Source organism: Micromonospora sp. DSM 45708, assembly GCF_039566955.1.
Lineage (GTDB): Bacteria > Actinomycetota > Actinomycetes > Mycobacteriales > Micromonosporaceae > Micromonospora.
Genome location: NZ_CP154796.1, coordinates 4,516,091 through 4,535,566 on the forward strand (window position 1 = coordinate 4,516,091; position 19,476 = coordinate 4,535,566).

14 protein-coding genes are annotated in these 19,476 nt (G+C 71.3%); 10 read left to right on the plus strand and 4 right to left on the minus strand.

What is annotated here, in order from left to right:
* Positions 1–4: 4 nt before the first annotated feature.
* Positions 5–1,045, minus strand: a complete 1,041-nt coding sequence (locus VKK44_RS19075) for a hypothetical protein (RefSeq protein ID WP_343442476.1) — start codon at positions 1,043–1,045, stop codon at positions 5–7.
* Positions 1,009–2,145, minus strand: coding sequence for a transporter substrate-binding domain-containing protein (locus tag VKK44_RS19080; RefSeq protein WP_343442477.1), 1,137 nt, complete (start codon positions 2,143–2,145; stop codon positions 1,009–1,011). The genes VKK44_RS19075 and VKK44_RS19080 overlap by 37 nt, the downstream gene beginning before the upstream one ends.
* A 174-nt stretch (positions 2,146–2,319) precedes the next feature.
* Here VKK44_RS19080 and VKK44_RS19085 point away from each other — a divergent pair, with 174 nt between their 5' ends.
* From VKK44_RS19085 to VKK44_RS19105, 5 genes are all read left to right on the plus strand, one after another.
* Positions 2,320–2,691 carry an ArsR/SmtB family transcription factor gene (locus VKK44_RS19085; protein WP_343442478.1) on the plus strand — a complete coding sequence of 124 codons (372 nt, stop codon included), beginning with the start codon at positions 2,320–2,322 and terminating at the stop codon, positions 2,689–2,691.
* A gap of 479 nt (positions 2,692–3,170) precedes the next feature.
* Positions 3,171–4,691, plus strand: a complete 1,521-nt coding sequence (locus VKK44_RS19090) for an arabinofuranosidase catalytic domain-containing protein (protein ID WP_343442479.1) — start codon at positions 3,171–3,173, stop codon at positions 4,689–4,691.
* 104 nt (positions 4,692–4,795) lie between these two features.
* A complete protein-coding gene (locus VKK44_RS19095) occupies positions 4,796–6,502 on the plus strand; it encodes a family 43 glycosylhydrolase (RefSeq protein ID WP_343442480.1) in 1,707 nt (568 codons plus the stop codon).
* An 11-nt stretch (positions 6,503–6,513) separates the two neighbouring features.
* Positions 6,514–7,635 carry an RICIN domain-containing protein gene (locus VKK44_RS19100; protein ID WP_343442481.1) on the plus strand — a complete coding sequence of 374 codons (1,122 nt, stop codon included), beginning with the start codon at positions 6,514–6,516 and terminating at the stop codon, positions 7,633–7,635.
* An 80-nt stretch (positions 7,636–7,715) separates the two neighbouring features.
* Complete coding sequence (locus tag VKK44_RS19105) at positions 7,716–9,053, plus strand: ricin-type beta-trefoil lectin domain protein (RefSeq protein WP_343442482.1); 1,338 nt, start codon at positions 7,716–7,718, stop codon at positions 9,051–9,053.
* Positions 9,054–9,113: 60 nt separating this feature from the next.
* Here VKK44_RS19105 and VKK44_RS19110 read toward each other — a convergent pair whose 3' ends face one another.
* Positions 9,114–10,886: a ricin-type beta-trefoil lectin domain protein gene (locus VKK44_RS19110; protein ID WP_343442483.1), complete on the minus strand. Its 1,773-nt coding sequence runs from the start codon at positions 10,884–10,886 to the stop codon at positions 9,114–9,116.
* 216 nt (positions 10,887–11,102) lie between these two features.
* Between VKK44_RS19110 and VKK44_RS19115 the strand changes: the two genes are divergently transcribed.
* Genes VKK44_RS19115 through VKK44_RS19130 form a run of 4 tightly spaced genes read left to right on the plus strand, consistent with a single transcriptional unit; the run spans position 11,103 to position 15,807 of the window.
* Complete coding sequence (locus tag VKK44_RS19115) at positions 11,103–12,350, plus strand: sugar ABC transporter substrate-binding protein (RefSeq protein ID WP_343442484.1); 1,248 nt, start codon at positions 11,103–11,105, stop codon at positions 12,348–12,350.
* A 4-nt stretch (positions 12,351–12,354) separates the two neighbouring features.
* Positions 12,355–13,242: a carbohydrate ABC transporter permease gene (locus VKK44_RS19120; RefSeq protein WP_343442485.1), complete on the plus strand. Its 888-nt coding sequence runs from the start codon at positions 12,355–12,357 to the stop codon at positions 13,240–13,242.
* The gene (locus tag VKK44_RS19125) at positions 13,239–14,066 is read left to right on the plus strand and encodes a carbohydrate ABC transporter permease (RefSeq protein WP_458351545.1); all 828 of its coding nucleotides are present in this window, start codon (positions 13,239–13,241) and stop codon (positions 14,064–14,066) included. The genes VKK44_RS19120 and VKK44_RS19125 overlap by 4 nt, the downstream gene beginning before the upstream one ends.
* Positions 14,067–14,103: 37 nt before the next feature.
* Complete coding sequence (locus VKK44_RS19130) at positions 14,104–15,807, plus strand: amylo-alpha-1,6-glucosidase (protein WP_343442486.1); 1,704 nt, start codon at positions 14,104–14,106, stop codon at positions 15,805–15,807.
* Positions 15,808–15,847: 40 nt separating this feature from the next.
* On the opposite strand, the gene VKK44_RS19135 is transcribed toward VKK44_RS19130, so the two are convergent.
* Positions 15,848–16,873, minus strand: coding sequence for a LacI family DNA-binding transcriptional regulator (locus VKK44_RS19135; protein WP_343442488.1), 1,026 nt, complete (start codon positions 16,871–16,873; stop codon positions 15,848–15,850).
* 182 nt (positions 16,874–17,055) lie between these two features.
* Between VKK44_RS19135 and VKK44_RS19140 the strand changes: the two genes are divergently transcribed.
* Positions 17,056–19,452: an RICIN domain-containing protein gene (locus VKK44_RS19140; RefSeq protein WP_343442489.1), complete on the plus strand. Its 2,397-nt coding sequence runs from the start codon at positions 17,056–17,058 to the stop codon at positions 19,450–19,452.
* Positions 19,453–19,476: the final 24 nt, after the last annotated feature.

Below are 19,476 nucleotides of genomic sequence, written 5' to 3' on the forward strand. Positions count from 1 at the left end.
CCGGCTAACGCGGGCCCCGGACGCGCTGGTCCCCGGCGGGGAGACGGCCGTCGCAGCGAACGTCCTTCACGGTGACCGGCCGCCGGAGCATCATCCAGTCCAGCACGGTCTCCTCCACCGGCCAGCCGTGCACCGCCACCACGCTGTACGGCACCGGCCGGGCCTGCGGGCAGAGGACCTGCGAACGCACGCTCCCGTTGGGCAGGAACCGGACGACGGCAGCGCGGTCCAGCATGATCGTCGAGGTGTCGGTGACGGTGATCAACGCGCCGAGCACCACCTCCGGGGCGGGCTCGCCGTCCGACGTGGCGGTGCCGGGGTCCGGTGGGGCGACCTCGACCGCGGTGGTGGGCAGCACCGGCGCCCCCAGGAAGACCGCACCGGTCACCAGCGGAAGCGCGGCGGCGACCGCGTACGCCAGGCCGTGGGTCACCGCCGGGGCGATCCGCCCGGGGATCGCGCCGGTCAGCAGCACCGTGGCGGCGGGGGGCACCACGAGCAGCACGGCGGTGCCCGGCTCGTCCGCGTGGAGCGCCGCCCACGCGGCCGGGGCCAGCACGGCGTACTCCAGCACCGCCACGGCCAGCGGAATCGCCACGCCGACCAGGAGGATCCGGTTCGGCTGGTCCGGATACAGGTAGCGGGTGCGCAGCGCGAGCAGGCAGAGCGCCAGCATCAGCAGGGTCGGCAGGAAGCGGAGCTGCCAGGTGAGCGCGCCGAGCGCGACCGCCGCGGTGGCCACCCAGCCGGGGGTACGCGCCGTCCAGGAGGCGAGCAGTGACCGGTCCGGGTCGAAGCGCTCAGGGGCGCTGAGCCGCAGCAGCCGCCCGAGCACCCCGAACGTCAGCACGACCAGGGGGAAGGCCCAGACCAGCGCGATGAGCAGCGCGCTGAGCAGGCCGAGCGGGCTGACGTACTGCACCAGCAGCAGCATGGTCGACATGTCCTGACGGCTGAGTTGCCACAGCCGCAGCACCAGGAGCAGGACGGGAAACGCGGGGAGGAGCGTCAGCAGCCACTGCTGCGCCTGCCGCGCCCCGGCCATCCGACGGGGCCGGCCGCTCTTGCCAGGACCGCCGGTGATCCGGAACGTGCCGGGGCCGGCAGTGCGATCCTCTCCCACGGCCACTGCCGTACCTCCACCTTCCTGGGGTCGGGCTGCTGTTGTACCGCGACCGGCTGCGGGAGGTTGTAACGCTGCTGCCAGCGGAAGTTGGCGTCGTACGCCTGCTCCCAGGCCGAGTTCCGCGGGTTCGTGGCCGAGTCGTGGAGCGCGAGATCCACCAGGTCCCGGAGCGCCTCGTTCGGGCCGGTGTTGACGCCCCACTTCTCCGCGGCGGACTCGCCGATGTCCCAGTGCCGCAGCGGTTTGGCGTTGCGGAGGGTGACCGGGAAGCGCTGGCCCTCGTCGCCCGGCTGGTCACCGGTGACGAAGCCGGCGAGGATCGCCGCGTCGCTGCTGACCGCGGTCACCTTGCCGTCGTACAGCTCCTGGACGCACTCGCTGATCTTGTTGCGGCCGACCGGTCTCGCGCGGGCCTCCCGCAGGCGCGGAATGGCGGTCGAGGTGGTCAGCGTGCAGACGGTGCGGCCGGCCAGGTCCTCCAGGCTGCTGACCGGGCCGTTGTCGCTGCGCAGCGTCACGACCGACTGCTCGGTCTGGAGGTAGGCGGCGGAGAAGACCGCCCCCTCCTCCTCTTCCCGCTTCTTCGTGATGCTGTAGGACGCGATCACCATGTCCACGGTGACGAACCCGTCGCGGTCGCGGGCCTGGCGGCGGGCCCGGTCCTCGCTCTCGATCGGCAGGAACCTCACCTGGGACCGGTCGAACCCGAGATAGCCGGCGATCAGGTAGGCGATGTCGACGTCGAAGCCCTTCCAGACGTCGTTCGACAGTCGCTGGGAGACGCCGGGCTGGTCGTCCTTCACGCCGATGAGTAGCTGCGTCTTGCCCTTCAGGCCGGCCCGCTCCATCAGGTCGTCGCGGGTCGGCGGGCCCAGCCGGAGCACGATCGGGATCATCGCCGCCGCGAGGAGGGCCAGCACGACCACCAGTCCCACCAGCCGGAGCTGGCGGATCCGGCCGGCCCGCGGCGACGCGCCCGGCGCCGGCCCGGGAGGCCCCGGCTCGCCTGCCTGATTCACCTGTGCCCTCCCCCGTTACGTCAGCGGCTCCATTGTCGGGTGCGTGGCAAGGCCGTGACGAGCCGCCGCGACGGTCGGGATGCCGAGCGGCCGGGCGGGGACCTCGCCCCACGGAGATTCACCGCCGATGATGGTCGGCGGTTTTGCCGTCCCATTGATGGTGTCGGTGCAACTATGGAGGGCGTGGGAACTGCGAAAACAGCGATGCCGTCCATCTCGCCGCTGACCGGCGAGCCGATCAAGCGTGCCGACGCCGAGCGCCTCGCGGGCGTCCTGAAGGCGTTCGCCGATCCGGCCCGGCTGCGGTTGATCAGTCTGATCCAGTCCGCCCCGCAGGGCGAGGCGTCGGTGAGCGACCTGACCGCTCCGCTCGGGCTGTCCCAGCCGACGGTGAGCCATCACCTGCGCATCCTCACCGAGGCCGGGCTGCTCGAACGCGAGAAGCGCGGGGTCTGGGCGTACTACCGGGTGGTGCCGTCCGCGATCGCCGCCATCGCCGACCTGCTGACCCCGCCCCGCAAGCGGGCGACGAAGAAGGCCCGCTGAGGGACCGCCGGTAGGACCAGCCGCGTCCATCGGCCGTCGCGCAGGTCGCCGATCCCGAGCAGGGCGCCGTCCGCTCGGCCAGCAGTTCGCGGGCGGTGAGCGGCTCCCTGCCGAGCCGCTGCCGCCCGCGCTGCCCCCCTGGAGAGTCGCTCGACCGCTCCGGGCGACGGGTCGCGCCGACGTCTGCCCGGTCCGTGCCCGGAGCGCCGGCCCGGATGCCCGGCCGCTGACCACTGCCCAGTCGACATCGATGTGTTCTAATTACTCACGTCGATGTTTGCGATAACATCAGCGACCGGTATGCCACCACCGAGGCACCTCCGAAAGCGCCGCCTCGTGTCGGGCCGACCACCTCGCGCACCGCACGGGCGGCCGAGTGCGCGCAGCGGGTGTTAGCGCTTCACCGACGGTCACCACCACCCGTGAGGCTCCGCGCCGGTACGGACGGCCCCGGAGCCCTGCGCCTCCGAGGAGCCGTCATGGCCATCCCCCGTCCCCGACCCCTCCGATCCGGACGACCACGCCTGTTGCCCGCCGCCCTCGCCGTCGTCCTGGCCGCCGGCGGCATCGCCCTGACCACCCAGACCCGGACGGCGGTCGCCGCCCCCGGGCCGGGCTCCGTCGTGGGCGTGCAGTCGGGCCGCTGTGTGGACGTACCGAACGGCAGCACCACCAACGGCACCCAGGTGCAGCTGTACGACTGCACCGGCGCGGCGGCGCAGACCTGGACCTACACGTCGGCGCGACAGTTCACGGTCTACGGGAACAAGTGCCTGGATGCCAACGGCCGGGGCACCAGCCCGGGCACCGCCGTGATCATCTGGGACTGCAACGGCCAGTCCAACCAGCAGTGGACCGTCAACGGCGACGGCACCATCACCGGCCAGCAGTCCGGGCTCTGCCTGGACGCCAACGCCGCCGGCACCGCCAACGGCACGAAGCTGATCCTGTGGACCTGCAACGGCCAGGCCAACCAGCGGTGGACCACCTCCACCACGCCGTCGTCCCCGCCACCCACCTCACCGCCCCCGGCCGGCGGCCGGCCGTGCGACATCTACGCCGCGGGCGGTACGCCCTGCGTGGCGGCGCACAGCACCACCCGCGCGCTGTTCTCGGCGTACGGCGGCAACCTCTACCAGGTCCGCCGCTCGTCGGACAGCGCCACCCGGAACACCGGCGTGCTCAGCACCGGCGGCTCCGCCGACGCCGCCGGCCAGGACGCGTTCTGCGGCGGCACGACCTGCGTGATCACGGTCGTCTACGACCAGTCGGGACGCGGCAACGACCTGTGGTACCAGGGCTCCGCGCAGGTCCCCGGCTCCTCCTCCAGCCGGCCCGCGACCGCGACCAGCGAGGCGCTGACAGTCGGTGGCGCGAAGGCGTACTCGCTCTACATCAACCCCGGCAACAGCTACTGGCGGGACGGTCACCTGACCGGTGTCCCCACCGGCAGCGCGCCCGAGGGCATGTACATGGTCACCAGCGGCACGCACGTCAACAGCGGCTGCTGCTTCGACTACGGCAACAGCGAGACCACCCGCAGCGCGGACGCCGCCGGCGCGATGGACGCGATCAACTTCAGCACGAGCTGCTGGTTCGGCGGCTGCTCCGGCAGCGGCCCCTGGGTCCAGGCCGACCTGGAATGGGGCCTCTTCCCCGGCGGCAGCTCGTCCTGGAACCCCAACCAGCGCGCCTTCACCAGCAAGTTCGTCACCGCCACGCTGAAGAACAACGGCACCTCACGGTTCGCCATCAAGGGCAGCAACGCCCAGTCCGGCAACCTCTACACGCTCTACGACGGCTCGCTGCCACCCGGCTACAGCCCGATGAAGAAGCAGGGCGCGATCATCCTGGGCAGCGGCGGCGACTGCTGCAAGCCCGGTGGTGGCGCCAACCTGAGCGCCGGCACGTTCTACGAGGGCGCCATGGTCGCCGGCTATCCGTCCGACGCGACCGAGAACGCGGTCCAGGCCGACGTCGTGGCCGCCGGCTACCGCTGAGACCACCCGCACCCCCACCGGAAAGGACACCAATGTTAGCGCTATCAAGGAAGCCTGGTAGCCGTGGTCGGCGCAGGCTCGCGCTGATCGCCAGCCTGCTCGCGATGATCGGGCTGTTCCCGGCGATCGCCCGGGCGGACAACCCGATCGTGCAGACGATCTACACCGCCGATCCGGCGCCGCTTGTCTACAACGGCCGGGTCTACCTCTACACCGGCCACGACGAGGACAACTCGACCTGGTTCACCATGAAGGAGTGGCGGGTCTACTCGTCCGACGACATGGTCAACTGGACCGACCACGGTTCCCCGCTCAACCTCGCCACCTTCAGCTGGGCCAAGCAGGACGCGTGGGCCGGCCAGGCGGTCTACCGCAACGGCAAGTTCTACTGGTACGTACCCATGGTCGTGCGGGCGACCGGCCAGATGGGCATCGGGGTGGCGGTCGCCGACAGCCCGACCGGCCCGTTCCGGGACGCCATCGGCCGCCCGCTGGTGAGCAACGGCGAGATCGACCCCACCGTGTTCATCGACGACGACGGCCAGGCGTACCTCTACTGGGGCAACCCGCACCTGTGGTACGTGAAGCTGAACGCGGACATGACCTCGTACTCGGGCAGCCCGACGCAGATCCCGCTGACCACCGCGGGCTTCGGCACCCGGACCGGGGACGCGAACCGGCCGACCCTGTTCGAGGAGGGTCCCTGGGTCTACAAGCGCAACAACCTCTACTACCTGGTCTACGCGGCCAAGTGCTGCTCGGAGTTCATCGCCTACTCCACGGCGCCCGGCCCGCTGGGGCCGTGGACCTACCGCGGGACGGTCATGCCCACCCAGGGCAGCAGCTTCACCAACCACCCCGGGATCGTCGACTTCAAGGGCGGTTCCTACTTCTTCTACCACAACGGCGCGTTGCCGGGCGGCGGTGGTTTCACCCGGTCGGTGGCGGTGGAGAAGTTCTCCTACGGATCGGACGGCTCGATCCCGACGATGTCCATGACCACCACGGGCGCCCCGCAGGTCGGCACGCTGAACCCGTACGTCCGGCAGGAGGCCGAGACGATCGCCTGGGGGCAGGGCGTCGAGACCGAGGTGGCCAGCGGCGGCGGGATGAACGTCGGCTACATCGACAACGGGGACTACATCAAGGTCAAGGGCGTGGCGTTCGGGACCGGCGCGACCTCGTACACCGCGCGGGTGGCCTCCGCGGCTAGCGGCGGCACCATCGAGCTGCGCCTGGACGGCACCGGCGGCCCGCTGGTGGGCACCTGCCGGGTGTCCGGCACCGGCGGCTGGCAGACCTGGACCGACACCACCTGCCCGGTCAGCGGCGCCACCGGCACCCACGACCTCTACCTGCGGTTCACCGGCGGCAGCGGCTCGCTGTTCAACCTCGACCACTGGCGGTTCACCTCCGGTAGCAGCACCCCGCCGCCCACCACCGCGCCGCCGACGACCCCGCCGCCCACCACTGCCCCGCCCACCACTGCCCCGCCGACCACGCCGCCGCCGACCGCCGGCGCCTGCGCCGCCAGCTACCGCACCACCAGCACCTGGTCCGGCGGCTTCCAGGGCGAGGTGACGGTCACCGCCGGCGCCTCGGCGATCAACGGCTGGACGGTGGGCTGGAACCTGGCCGGCGGCCAGAGCATCAGCCAGATCTGGGGCGGGACGCTGAGCACCAGCGGCGCCACGGCGACGGTGCGCAACGTGTCGTACAACGGCTCGGTGCCGGCCGCCGGCTCGACCACGTTCGGCTTCCTGGCGAACGGCACGCCGTCGACGCCGACCTTCACCTGCACCAGCCCCTGAGAGGAGCAGTCATGCGTACCAGGACAGGATGGCTCGCCGCGGTCGCGGCGCTGGCCATGGCAGTCGCCGGCGTACTGGTTCCGGCCGGGCCGGCCGGAGCCGAGTCCAACGGCGGAGTACGGGTGATGCCGCTCGGTGACTCGATCACCGAGGGCACCCAGGTCCCGGGCGGCTACCGGATCGGGCTGTGGCAGCGGCTCGCCGCCGGCGGCTACCGGGTCGACTTCGTCGGCTCCCAGTTCAACGGACCCGGCAACCTCGGCGACCACGACCACGAGGGCCACCCGGGCTGGCGGATCGACCAGATCGACGCCAACATCACCGGCTGGCTCAACACCTACCAGCCGCGCACCGTGCTGCTGCACATCGGCACCAACGACATCCTCCAGAACTACAACGTCTCCACCGCGCCGAACCGGCTCTCCACGTTGATCGACCGGATCACCGCGACGGCGCCCAACGCCGACGTGTTCGTCGCGCAGATCATCCCGTTGGCCAACGCCGGCCAGGAGTCGGCGGTACGCACCTTCAACGCCGCCATCCCGGGCATCGTGCAGTCCAAGGTGAACGCCGGCAAGCACGTCCACCTGGTCGACCAGCACTCGGCGCTGACCACCGCCGACCTGATCGACGGCATCCACCCGACCGCCACCGGCTACGACAAGATGGCCGCCGTCTGGTACGCCACGGTGCAGTCGGTGTCCGGCAGCGTCGGCACCCCGGGCACCGGCGGCGGCACCTACCAGAACGTGCAACTGGTCGGTACCGGCTCGGGCCGGTGCCTGGACGTGCCGAACGGCAGCACCACCAACGGCACCCAGGTGCAGTTGTACGACTGCTGGGGCGGCACCATGCAGCGCTGGACGTACACCGCGGGCAAGCAGTTGCAGGTGCTGGGCAACAAGTGCCTGGACGCGAACGGGCGCGGAACCGCGAACGGCACCGCGGTCATCATCTGGGACTGCAACGGCCAGGCCAACCAGCAGTGGAACGTCAACGCCAACGGCACCATCAGCGGCGTGCAGTCCGGCCGCTGCCTGGACGCGGCCGGCTACGGCACCACCAACGGCACACGGATCAACCTGTGGGACTGCCACGGCGGCTCCAACCAGTTGTGGAGCACCCGCAGCTGAGGTGCACGGCGGGGCCCTCTCTTGACGCCTCCGGTAGAGGAGGGGGCCCCGCTTCACACTCTTTGAGGAAGGAGTACGTCATGCCGAGACATCGGCTCATCGTCGGCGTCGTCGCGGGGGTGGCGGGACTGGTCCTCGCCATGGGCGGCGTCGCGCTCGCCGCGGGGTCCGGTACCGCCGGCGCCGGCCCGTTGGCGACGACCGCCGGCTGTGGCAAGGCGCCGGCGTTGACCAGCGGCTCGCACACGATCTCCAGCGGCGGTCAGAACCGCTCGTACATCCTGCGGATCCCCGACAACTACGACAACAACCGCCCGTACCGGCTGATCTTCGGCTTCCACTGGAACGGCGGCACCGCGAATGACGTCGACTCCGGTGGGACCAGCGGCTACCTGTGGTCCTACTACGGGATCCGGGCGCTGTCGAACAACAGCGCGATCTTCGTCGCCCCGCAGGGCAACGGCAACGGCTGGGCCAACCCGAACGGTCAGGACCTGACGTTCGTCGACGACATGGTCCGCACGTTCGAGGCGGGCCTGTGCGTCGACACCACCCAGCGGTACGCGATGGGCTTCAGCTACGGCGGCGGTATGAGCTACGCCCTCGCGTGCGCCCGGGCGAACGTGTTCCGCGCGGTCGCGGTCTACTCGGGCGCGAACCTCAGCGGATGCAACGGCGGCACCCAGCCCATCGCGTACCTGGGGATCCACGGTCTGCGGGACGGCACGCTGCCGATCTCGGCGGGGCGTTCGCTGCGTGACCAGTTCGTCCGCAACAACGGTTGCACCCCGCAGAACCCGCCCGAGCCGGCGCAGGGCAGCCTGACGCACGTCGTCACGTACTACTCGGGATGCCGGGCCGGCTACCCGGTCGCGTGGGCCGCGTTCGACGGGCCGCACGCCCCCAACGCCGTGGACGGCACCGCCGACCCGTTCGCGCCCGGCGAGCGGTCCTGGACCCAGGCGGTGGTGTGGCGGTTCTTCACCCAGTTCGACGGCACCACACCGACGAACCCGCCGACCACCCCGCCGCCGTCGTCCGCCCGGCAGCTCGTCGGCGGGCAGTCGGGCCGCTGCGTCACCGCGCCCGCCCAGACCTCCGGTACGCAGGTGCAGTTGCAGGACTGCGCCGGGCAGTCCGGCCAGCTCTGGACCGTCACGTCCGGCCGGCAGTTGCAGGTGGCCGGCAACCTCTGCCTGGACGCGAACGGCGCCGGCACCGCCAACGGCACCGCGGTGATCGTGTGGACCTGCAACGGTCAGGCCAACCAGCAGTGGAACGTCAACGCGAACGGCACCGTCACCGGCGTGCAGTCGGGGCTCTGCCTGGACGCCAACGCCGCCGGCACCGCCAACGGCACGCGGCTCATCCTCTGGGCCTGCAACGGCGGCGCCAACCAGCAGTGGAGTTGGCGCTGACGTGTTGAGCGGGGCCCCTTCCCATGCCGTAGGCGTCAAGAAGGGGCCCCGCCTTGCGTCTCAGCTTCGGAGGCTCCAGCGTTGGTTCGCGCCGTTGAGGCACTGCCAGAGCTGGACCTTGGTGCCGTTGGTGGTGCCGAACGCGCTGGCGTCCAGGCACAACCCGGACTGCACGCCGGTGATCGAGCCGTCGGCGTTGAGGTTCCACTGCTGGTTGGCCTGGCCGTTGCAGTCCCAGATGACCACCGCGGTGCCGTTGGCGGTGCCCTGACCGGACGCGTCCAGGCACTTGGTGCCGTACACCGTCAGCTGCTTGCCCGACGTGTAGCTGAAGCGCTGGTTGGCGCCGCCGTTGCAGTCCCAGAGCTGGACCTGGCTGCCGTTGGTGGTGGTGGAGCCCGGCACGTCGACGCACCGGCCGGACTGGCCGCCGACGATCTGGACGTTCTGGTTGGTGGGCCCGCCGCCGCCGGGCGGCAGCAGGGTGACGGTGGACGTGTCGTTGATGTTCGCGTGCGACACGGTGACCGTGGTGCCGTTGTTCGACAGCGTCACCACACTGTCCCGCACCGTGACCGGGCCGGACACCGCGCCGCCGTTGTTGTACGGGATGTTCTGCACCACCACCCGGACCTGGTTGTTCACCACGATCCCGCTGGTGGCGTCCAGCCGCTGGACGTTGAGGGTGACGTTGCCGGTGGTCGAGTTCCCGCCGACGAGGATCTTCGCCGAGCCGGCGTCGCGGGTGGCGAACGCGTCGTAGGAGGCGCTCGGCGTGACCGGGGCGATCTGCCCGGTCATCGAGCCGTAGAACTGGTAGGCCCACCATTCGCCCCTGGGCTGGTACTGCCCGCTGGAGTTGCGGGTGAGCAGGCTGGCCAGGTCGTTGTGCAGGTTCTGACCGCCGGCCCAGTTGGCCCGCAGCCCGTCCGCGCCGGCGCGTTCCAGCCGGGCCAGGTACCACGCGCCGCCGGCCGGGTTCTGCTGGTTGGACGCGCCGTACTCGTTGATCTGGTGCGGTCGCGGGTGCGCGATGCCCCGGGAGTCGAGCGTCTGGTTGGCGGTGGCCACGTTCGCCACCGGGTCCCCCGGCAGGGAGTGCCAGCTGAAGATGTCCGGCACCACGTTGTTGGCCTTGACGTAGTCCAGGTACTGGGTCCACCAGCCGCTCGTCGACGGCACGCACGCGCAGCTCGGTCCGACGATGAGCATGCCCGGGAACGTCGCCCGGATCCGCTGGTAGGTGCGTCGCCACAGCTCGAAGTACTGCGACTGGGGCCGGTTCCAGAACAGGCTGATGTTCGGCTCGTTCCAGATGTCCCACTGCACGGTGATCCCCGACGCGCGCACGTCGGAGAAGAGCCGGTCCAGGAAGCGGTCGTAGTCGCTCCAGTCGCCGTTGTCACCGGGGAAGCGGCTGATCGAGGCGCCGTCGGCGCCCCACAGGTCGTGGTCGAGCAGCACGAACGTGCCGCCCAGCGCCGCGGTGCGTCGCGCCTGCGCCACGGTGGCGTTCCACCGGCGGTCGTAGCCGCCGCCGACCCAGCCCTGGCCCGGCAACTGGGCGCCACCGGCGCGCATCGCCCGGAACTTCACGTCCCGGAAGAAGCTGTCCGGCGGGTTCTGGCCGTTCTCGGTCATCCCGTAGATCCAGCCCGATCCGCGGTAGGTCGGCGTACCCAGCGCGGTGGAGAAATTGACGGTGAGCGACTCGTCGGCGGCCCGGGCCGGGGCCGCGACGACCGCGAGCGAGCAGACGACGGCGACGGCGCCGGCCGCGATCCGGGCGGCGAGGCCGCGGATCCGTGGCGCCCGGGGATGGGGGAGGTTCACTGGTGACTCCTTCGGCAGGGCGGGGATGCTGCGGAGGACGTCCTAGCGAATCGATTCGCCGCGCAGCTTAGGCGTAGACATCCATAAATGTCAACGCGACGACCGGACCATGACAAGGATGTTTCACGAGCAGGCATCGAACATCTTGACCGTCTCACCGGAGCGGCCTATCTTCGGTCGAACCGATTCGCCCAGCGCTCTCCGAGGGGGCACACCATGACGACATCCGCGTGGCGGCGGCGCGTGGCCGGCGCCGCCCTGACCGCTCTCGCCCTCGCCGGCACCGCCACCGGGTGCACCGCGACGGACGGTCCGGACGGCGGCGCCGGTGGCGCCGCGTACACCGTCTGGGACCCGTACCCGCAGTTCGCCGCCGGGTCCGACTGGGAGAAGCTGCTCCAGAGCTGCGGCAGCGCCGCGGGCGTGACGGTACGCCGCACCGGCTACGACACCACCGACCTGACCAACAAGGCGCTGCTCGCCGCGCAGCAGAGCAACTCGCCCGACGTGCTGATCATCGACAACCCGGTGATCTCGACGCTGGCCCAGGCCGGCGCGTTGACCCCGACGGACGAGACCGGGCTGGACACCTCCGCGTCCGCGCCCAACCTGCTCGGCGCCGGCCGGCTCGACGGCAAGACCTACGGCGTCCCGATCGGGGCCAACACGCTCGCGCTCTGGTACAACAAGGACCTGCTGGGCAAGGCGGGCGTGGACGTCGCGTCGGTGAAGGACTGGCCCTCGCTCACCGCCGCGCTGGCGAAGGTCACGAGCGCCGGCAAGAAGGGCATCACGTTCTCGGCGATCGGCACCGAGGAGGGCAGCTTCCAGTTCCTGCCCTGGTTCTGGGGCTCCGGTGCCCGCCTCACCGCGCTGGACTCCCCGCCGGCGGTGTCCGCGCTGACGCTGTGGAAGGACTGGCTGACCCGGGGGTACGCGCCGAACTCCGTCATCAACAACACCCAGACCACCAGTTGGCAGGAGTTCGCCGGCGGCGACTTCGCGTTCGCCGAGAACGGCACCTGGCAGCGCGCCAACGCCGAGAAACTCGGCTTCGCGTACGGGATCATCCCGGTGCCGGCCAGCGCCGGCGGCACCGCGCCGGCCCCGACCGGCGGAGAGTTCGTCTCCATCCCGGTGCAGCGCGACACCGGCCGCTACGACGTCTCGCGCCAACTGGTGACGTGCCTGACCAGCCCGGACAACCTGCTGACCACCGACACCACGCTGTCGTACGTCGCGCCGGTGGCGGCCGTGCAGCGCAGGCAGGTCGCGGCCGATCCGGCGCTGACGGTGTGGGTCGACGCGGTGAACGCCGCCAAGGGCCGCACCGGCGACAACCTGGGCACGAGGTACCCGAAGATCTCCGAGCAGCTCTGGACCGCCGTGCAGGGCGCGCTCAGCGGGTCGAAGACGCCGCAGGCGGCGCTCTCCGCCGCCCAGGGCGCGGTCGGCGCCAGGTAGCTCCGTGAGCCGGAACCGCACCGACTGGTGGACGGCGTGGGCGTTCCTGGCCCCGGTCACGGTCTACCTGCTGGCCTTCTACGCCTACCCGCTCTACCGCAACATCGAGCTGAGCCTGCGGCACTACACGGTCCGCTCGTTCGTCTCCGGCGACGCCCCGTTCGCCGGGCTGGACAACTACCGCGAGGTGGTGACCCACCCGACGTTCGGGCCGGCGCTCACCCACACGGCGGTGTTCACGGCGGTGTCGCTGCTGTTCCAGTTCGCCATCGGGCTGGCGCTCGCGGTCTTCTTCCGCCGGCACTTCCCGCTGTCGGCGACGCTGCGGGCGCTGTTCCTCGTCCCCTGGCTGCTGCCGCTGATCGTCTCGGCCTCCACCTGGTCGTGGATGCTCAACAGCGACGCCGGCGTGGTCAACGCCGCGCTCGGCGCCCTGGGCCTCGCCCCGGTCAACTGGCTGACGTCGCCACGGTGGTCGCTGGCCTCGGTGATCATCGCGAACATCTGGATCGGCGTCCCGTTCAACCTGGTGGTCCTCTACAGCGGCCTCCAGGCGATCCCGGCCGACGTGTACGAGGCGGCGGCGCTGGACGGGGCGAGCGGGCCGCAACGCTTCTGGCGGATCACGTTCCCGCTGCTGCGACCGGTGTCCGCGATCACCCTGCTGCTCGGGCTGATCTACACGCTGAAGGTCTTCGACATCATCTGGATCATGACGCGGGGTGGCCCGACCGACTCGTCCACGACGTTCGCCACCTGGTCGTACCGGCTCGGCTTCGGCAGCCTGCTGCCCGAGTTCGGGCCGGGCGCGGCGGTCGGCAACCTGCTGATCGTCGTCGCCCTCGGCTTCGGGTTGGGATACGTCCGGGCCCAGCGGCGGCAGCGGTGGTGACCGGCGGACGTGCCCGAGGCGGCTGGTGGCGCACCGCCCTGGGCGTGGTCTTCACCGCGCTGATGCTGTTCCCCGTCTACTGGATGGTGAACGTGTCCTTCACCCGGGACACCGACCTGCGGGCCGATCCACCGCACCTGTTCCCCACCCACGGCACCGTCGAGGGCTACCAGGTGGTGCTGCGGGACCAGGTGCCGTACCTCGGGACCAGCCTGCTCGTCGGGCTCGGCACCGTGGCGCTGACCGTGGCCCTCGCCGCGCCCGCCGGGTACGCCCTGGCCACGTTGCGCCCGGTCGGCGGCGGCATGCTCCGTTTCGTGCTGCTGATCGCGCAGATGATCCCCGGCATCATCATGGCGATGGGGTTCTACGCCATCTATCTCCGGCTCGGCGTGCTCAACTCGGCGGCCGGCCTGGTGCTGGCCGACTCCACCATCGCCGTGCCGTTCGCGGTGCTGATCTTCACGGTGTTCATGTCCGGCATCCCGGGCGAGGTGCTCCAGGCCGCCGTGGTGGACGGCGCGAGCCGGTGGCGGACGTTCCGGTCGGTGGTGCTGCCGCTGAGCCGCAGCTCGATCATCACCGTGTCGCTGTTCGCCTTCCTCTGGGCCTGGTCGGACTTCCTGTTCGCGTCCACGCTGGACGCCGGCGGCGCCGCCCGGCCGGTCACGCTGGGCATCTACCGCTACATCGGCAACAACAACCAGCAGTGGAACGCCATCATGGCGACCGCCGTGATCGCCTCCGTCCCCGCCACCGTCCTGCTGATCGTGGCCCAGCGGTACGTCGCCGCGGGCGTGACAGCCGGCGCGGTCAAGGACTGAGCGAGCCGTCCGCACCACAGAAAGGCAGCCACTCCAGATGACCGTCGCCCCCTCCGGCCCGACGTTCGCCGTCCGGGAGATCCCGTTCAGCCACCGCGGGTCCTGGCTCAGCGTCTCCCCCGTGGTCGCCGAGAACACCTACGCCGACGACCTGCACCTGGTCTCGCACCGCAACGGCATGCACCCGGTGCTCCGGTTCACCGCGCCGGCCGACGCCACGGTGACGGCCCGACCGGCGCTGCTGAGCTGGCACGACCGCGACGGCCGGGTCGAGTTGACCTACGCGGGCCCGGACACGCTCCGGCTCCGTGGCCGCGGGGCCGGGCTGCGGATCAGCGCCGCCGCCGCCACCCTCACGCCGTTCAGCGGGACGTACCTCTACGACGACCCGGTGGACTCCGCGTTCGTGTTCACCTCGTACGAGACCGGCCGCCGGTACCGGGTCACCGTGCTCACCGGCACCGCCGAGGCGGTCGGTACGCAGGCGCTCGGCACCGCGGCCCGCGGCCTGGTCCTGCCGGCCGACCGGCCCTGGGAGGTGGCGATCGAGGAGTACGCCACGGCCCGCCGACCGTACGCGGCCGACGCCGGCTTCGACGACCTGGTCGCCGCCGCCCACGCGGACTTCACCGCGTTCGTGGCGGCGGTCGCGCCGTGGCGCGGCCCGGCGACCCCGGCCGCCGAGCTGGCCGGGTACGTGCTGTGGTCGGCCACGGTGGCGCCGTCCGGCTTCGTCACCCGGCCCGCGACGCTGATGTCGAAGCACTGGATGAACAAGGTGTGGAGCTGGGACCACTGCTTCAACGCGCTCGCGCTGGCGGCCGGGCGGACCGAACTCGCCCGGCACCAGTTCCACCTGCCGTTCGACCACCTGGACGAGAGCGGCGCGCTGCCCGACTCGGTGACCCACTCGGAGATCCTGCACAACTTCGTCAAGCCGCCGGTCCACGGCTGGGCGTGGCGGCAGCTGCGGCGGCGGTCCGGTCGGGTGGTGCCGCGCGCGGAGCTGGTCGAGGTCTACGAGCGGTTGACCCGGTGGACCACGTTCTGGCTGGACCACCGGCGGGCGCCCGGCCGGCGGTTGCCGCACTACCAGCACGGCAACGACAGCGGCTGGGACAACGCCACGACCTTCGACGACGACCGGGTCGTCGAGGCGCCGGACCTCGCCGCCCTCCTGGTGACGCAGGTGGAGTGCCTCGCGGAGCTGGCCGCCGAGCTGGACCGCCCGGCGGAGGCGACGCGGTGGGCCGACATCGCCGGTGAGGTCCGCGACGCGCTGCTGAGCGAGCTGTGGACCGGTGAGCGGTTCACCGCGCGCAGCGCGCGTACCGGGCGGACCAGGTCCAGCACCAGCCTGCTGGACCTCATGCCGATCGTGCTCGGCGAGACGCTCCCGGCCGGCGTCGCCGCCACCCTCGCCCGCCGGATCGAGGCCCACCTCACCGAGCACGGGCTGGCCACCGAGCCACTCGACTCCCCGCACCACGTGGCCGACGGCTACTGGCGCGGGCCGATCTGGGCCCCGGCCACCGTCCTGATCGAGGACGGCCTGCGCCGGGCCGGGCACCTCGCGCTCGCCGACGAGGTCAGCCGACGGTTCCGGCTCCTGTGCGAACGATCCGGCTTCGCCGAGAACTTCGACGCCAAGACCGGCGCGGGCCTGCGGGACCGGGCGTACACCTGGACCGCGAGCGGTTACCTGCTGCTCGCCGGCGACGACCGCCGACGGCGGGGGTGAGCGGACGCCCCGGCGTGCGGCGAGGGCGCGGCCGGTGCGGTCAGGGCGCGGCCCGGTGCGCCGGCGCCGGGCCGGTGCTGGCGCGCAGCGAGATCGGCGGGCGGTAGAGCCGGTGCCGCGGTGCGGTGCCGGGCGTGGCGATCCGCTCCAGCAGGAGCGACACCGCCTCGGCGCCCATGTCGACGATCGGCACGTCCGCCGCGGTCAGCGGCGGACGGAGGTTCTCCGCCCAGTGTCGCGCGGCGACCCCGGTGAGGGAGAAGTCGCGCGGCACCACGAGCCCGGCGGACTCCAGCGCCCGTTGCATGCCGGGCAGGGCCGCCTCGTTGACGGTGGCCACGGCCGTGACCTCGGGACGGGTGGCCAGCAGCTCCTCGACGCACGCCTCACCGGCGGCGACGTCGTCGCCGCAGCAGACGTCGACGCCGGTCAGGCCGCGTTCCGCGACCGCCGCGGCGAAGCCGGTCAGCGCCCGGCAGCCGGGGCCGTAGCCGGCGGCGACGAGTTCCGCCGAGCGGTTCACCAGGGCGACGTGCCGGTGCCCCAGGTCCGCCAGGTGGTGCACGCAACTGGCGATGAGGCCGCCGTAGTCCACGTCCACCCAGCTCGTCCCGGCCGGTTGGGCGGTGCGGCCGATGGTCACGAACGGCAGGCCGGTCTGCTCCAGCCGGGTCACCCGCTCGTCGGTGAGCCGGATCTCCATCAGCACGACCCCGTCGACGCGGCGGCCGGTCACGATCCGTTCGAACGACCGGTCGTGGTCACCGCCGGACGGCGACAGCAGCACGTCGAGGTCGGCCCGCGCGGCGGCCTCGACCACGCTGGCGACGAAGCCGAGCTGCATGTCGGTGAGGCGTCGGCTCGCGGGCGGGATGACCAGGCCGAGGGTGCGGGTCCGGCCCTCCTTGAGGGCGCGCGCGCTGGCGTTGGGGCGGTAGTCCAGCTCGTCGATGACGGCCTGGATCCGCTGCCGGGTGGCCGCCGAGACCGGCCGCTTGCCGCTCAACACGTACGACACCGTGCTGCGGGACACCCCGGCCCGCCGGGCGATCTCACCGATGTTCATCCCGCTCCCGGCAACGGTCGTCGAATCGGTTCACCTGGTGGGACGACCCTAGGTCGGGCCGGTGACGAGTGTCAACGCGCACTTCCGTACGTCATAGACTTGCTTCGATATTGACCGGTTCGATACCCGCGCTTAACATGAGACGTCATACCTATAGTGATCAATGCGCCGCTGGAGGTTCCGTGAACGCATCCGCCCTGCGACGGTCGGCCGTGACCGGCCTCGCGCTGGCCACGGCGGTCGCCGGCGTCGCCGTCGCGGCCTTCGCCCCGTCCGCCTCGGCCGCCGCCACCACCGTCTACGCGTCCCCCGGCGGCACCGGCAGCGGCTGCACCGCCACCCAGCCCTGTTCGCTGTCCACGGCCCAGGCCACGGTGCGCTCGCTGGTCGGCGGCATGTCCGACGACATCGTGGTGCAACTGTCCGACGGCGTCTACCGGGTGACGTCGCCGCTGACGTTCGGCGCGGCCGACTCCGGCACGAACGGTCACACCGTGCGCTGGCAGGCCGCCACCGGGGCGCACCCGGTGATCAGCGGCGCGAAGCAGGTGACCGGCTGGTCCGTCGCGGACTCCGGCCGCAACATCTGGCGGGCGAGCGTCGGCGCCGGCCTGAACACCCGGCAGCTCTACGTCGACGGCCAACTGGCCACCCGGGCCCGCACGGCGGTCAGCCGGTCGGACTTCAGCGCGTCGGCCACCGGCCTGCGGATCACCAACAGCAACCTGAACTACCTGAACAACCTGGCCAACGCCAACCGGGTCGAGGTGGAGGGCATCAACTCGTTCACCGACCGGTACTCGCCGGTGCAGAGCATCAGCGGCGGCCTGCTCACCATGGCGCAGCCGGCCTGGAACAACAACAACTTCGGCTACGACACCCTGATGAACCCGTTCCGGGCCGGCCCGTTCTACCTGGTGAACGCGTACGAGTTCCTCGACTCCCCCGGCGAGTGGTACGTCGACACCGGCACCGGCACGCTCTACTACATCCCGCGCTCCGGGCAGAACATGTCCACCGTGGACGTCGAGTTCCCGGTCACGCAGTCGCTGGTCACCGTGGGCGGCAGCTACGCCAGCCCGGCGCACCACATCGCGTTCTCCGGCCTCACCTTCACCGGCACCAGTTGGCTGGGCCCCAGCAGCAACCAGGGCTGGGTCGACCAGCAGACCGGCTCGTACATCGCCGGCACCTGGTCGTGGCCCGGGTTCGGCTCCTGCACCTCCGGCTGCCAGCAGTTCGAGGCGGCCCGGCCGAACTGGTCCCAGATGCCCGCCGCGGTGCAGATCTCGGCCGCCAACACCATCACGTTCAGCGACTCCCAGTTCGTCAACCTGGGCCAGACCGCCGTGGGCATCGGCAACGACGCCAACGCGCACACCACCGGCGTCGGGCTGGGCGCCAGCAACATCACCGTCACCCGGTCCGAGATCGCCCGCAACGCCGCCGGCGGCTTCGTCATCGGCGGCGTGCGCGCCGACGCGCACCACCCGAGCGACTCCCGGATGACCAACCGGGACATCACCGTGAGCAACAACCGCATCCACGACCTCGGCCTGGACTACCGCGGCATCAGCTCGGTGCTGCCCACGTACGTCACCAACGCCACGATCAGCCACAACGAGATCTACAACCTGCCGTACTCCGGCCTGACGATCGGGTACGGGTGGGGCGCCAACGACGCCGGCGGCAACAACGAGTACGCCCGTCGTGGCCTGTACAACTACCAGCCGCGCTACAGCACCCCGACCACCGCGTCGAACAACCGCGTGATCGGCAACTACGTGCACGACGTGATGCAGCAGATGAACGACGGCGGGTGCATCTACACCCTGGGCTGGGACCCGAACGCGCTGATCAGCGAGAACTACTGCCTGCGGACCAACGGCTACTTCGGCGTCTACTTCGACGAGGGCTCCAAGTACTACACCGTCACCAACAACGTCTTCTCGAACACCGGCACCTGGGCCACCGCCAACTACTGGGGCGGCGAGAACATGGGCAACTGGACGCTCACCAACAACTGGTCGACGAACAACAGCACCAACGTCACCAACGGCGACCGGGGCAACGTGGTCTCCGGCAACACGACGGTGAGCAACGGCAACTGGCCGGCCGGCGCGCAGACCGTGATGAACGCCGCCGGCCCGCAGGGCTCCGGCGGCCCGACCACGCCGCCGCCGACCGGCAGCGCCCAGCAGATCGTCGGCGGGCAGTCCGGTCGCTGCGTGGACGTGCCCAACTCGTCCACGCAGAACGGCACCCAGGTCCAGCTCTGGGACTGCGGCAGCGCGACCGGCCAACGTTGGACCGTCACCGCCGGCCGACAGCTCCAGGTGTACGGCAGCAAGTGCCTGGACGCCAACGGCCAGGGCACCAGCAACGGCACCGCCGTGATCATCTGGGACTGCAACGGCCAGCCCAACCAGCAGTGGACCGTCAACGCCAACGGCACCATCACCGGCCAGCAGTCCGGGCTCTGCCTGGACGCCAACGCCGCCGGCACCGCCAACGGCACCAAGCTGATCCTGTGGGCCTGCAACGGCGGGGCCAACCAGCAGTGGAGCCTGCGGGGCTGACCGGGGCGGCGGCGAGGAGACGAG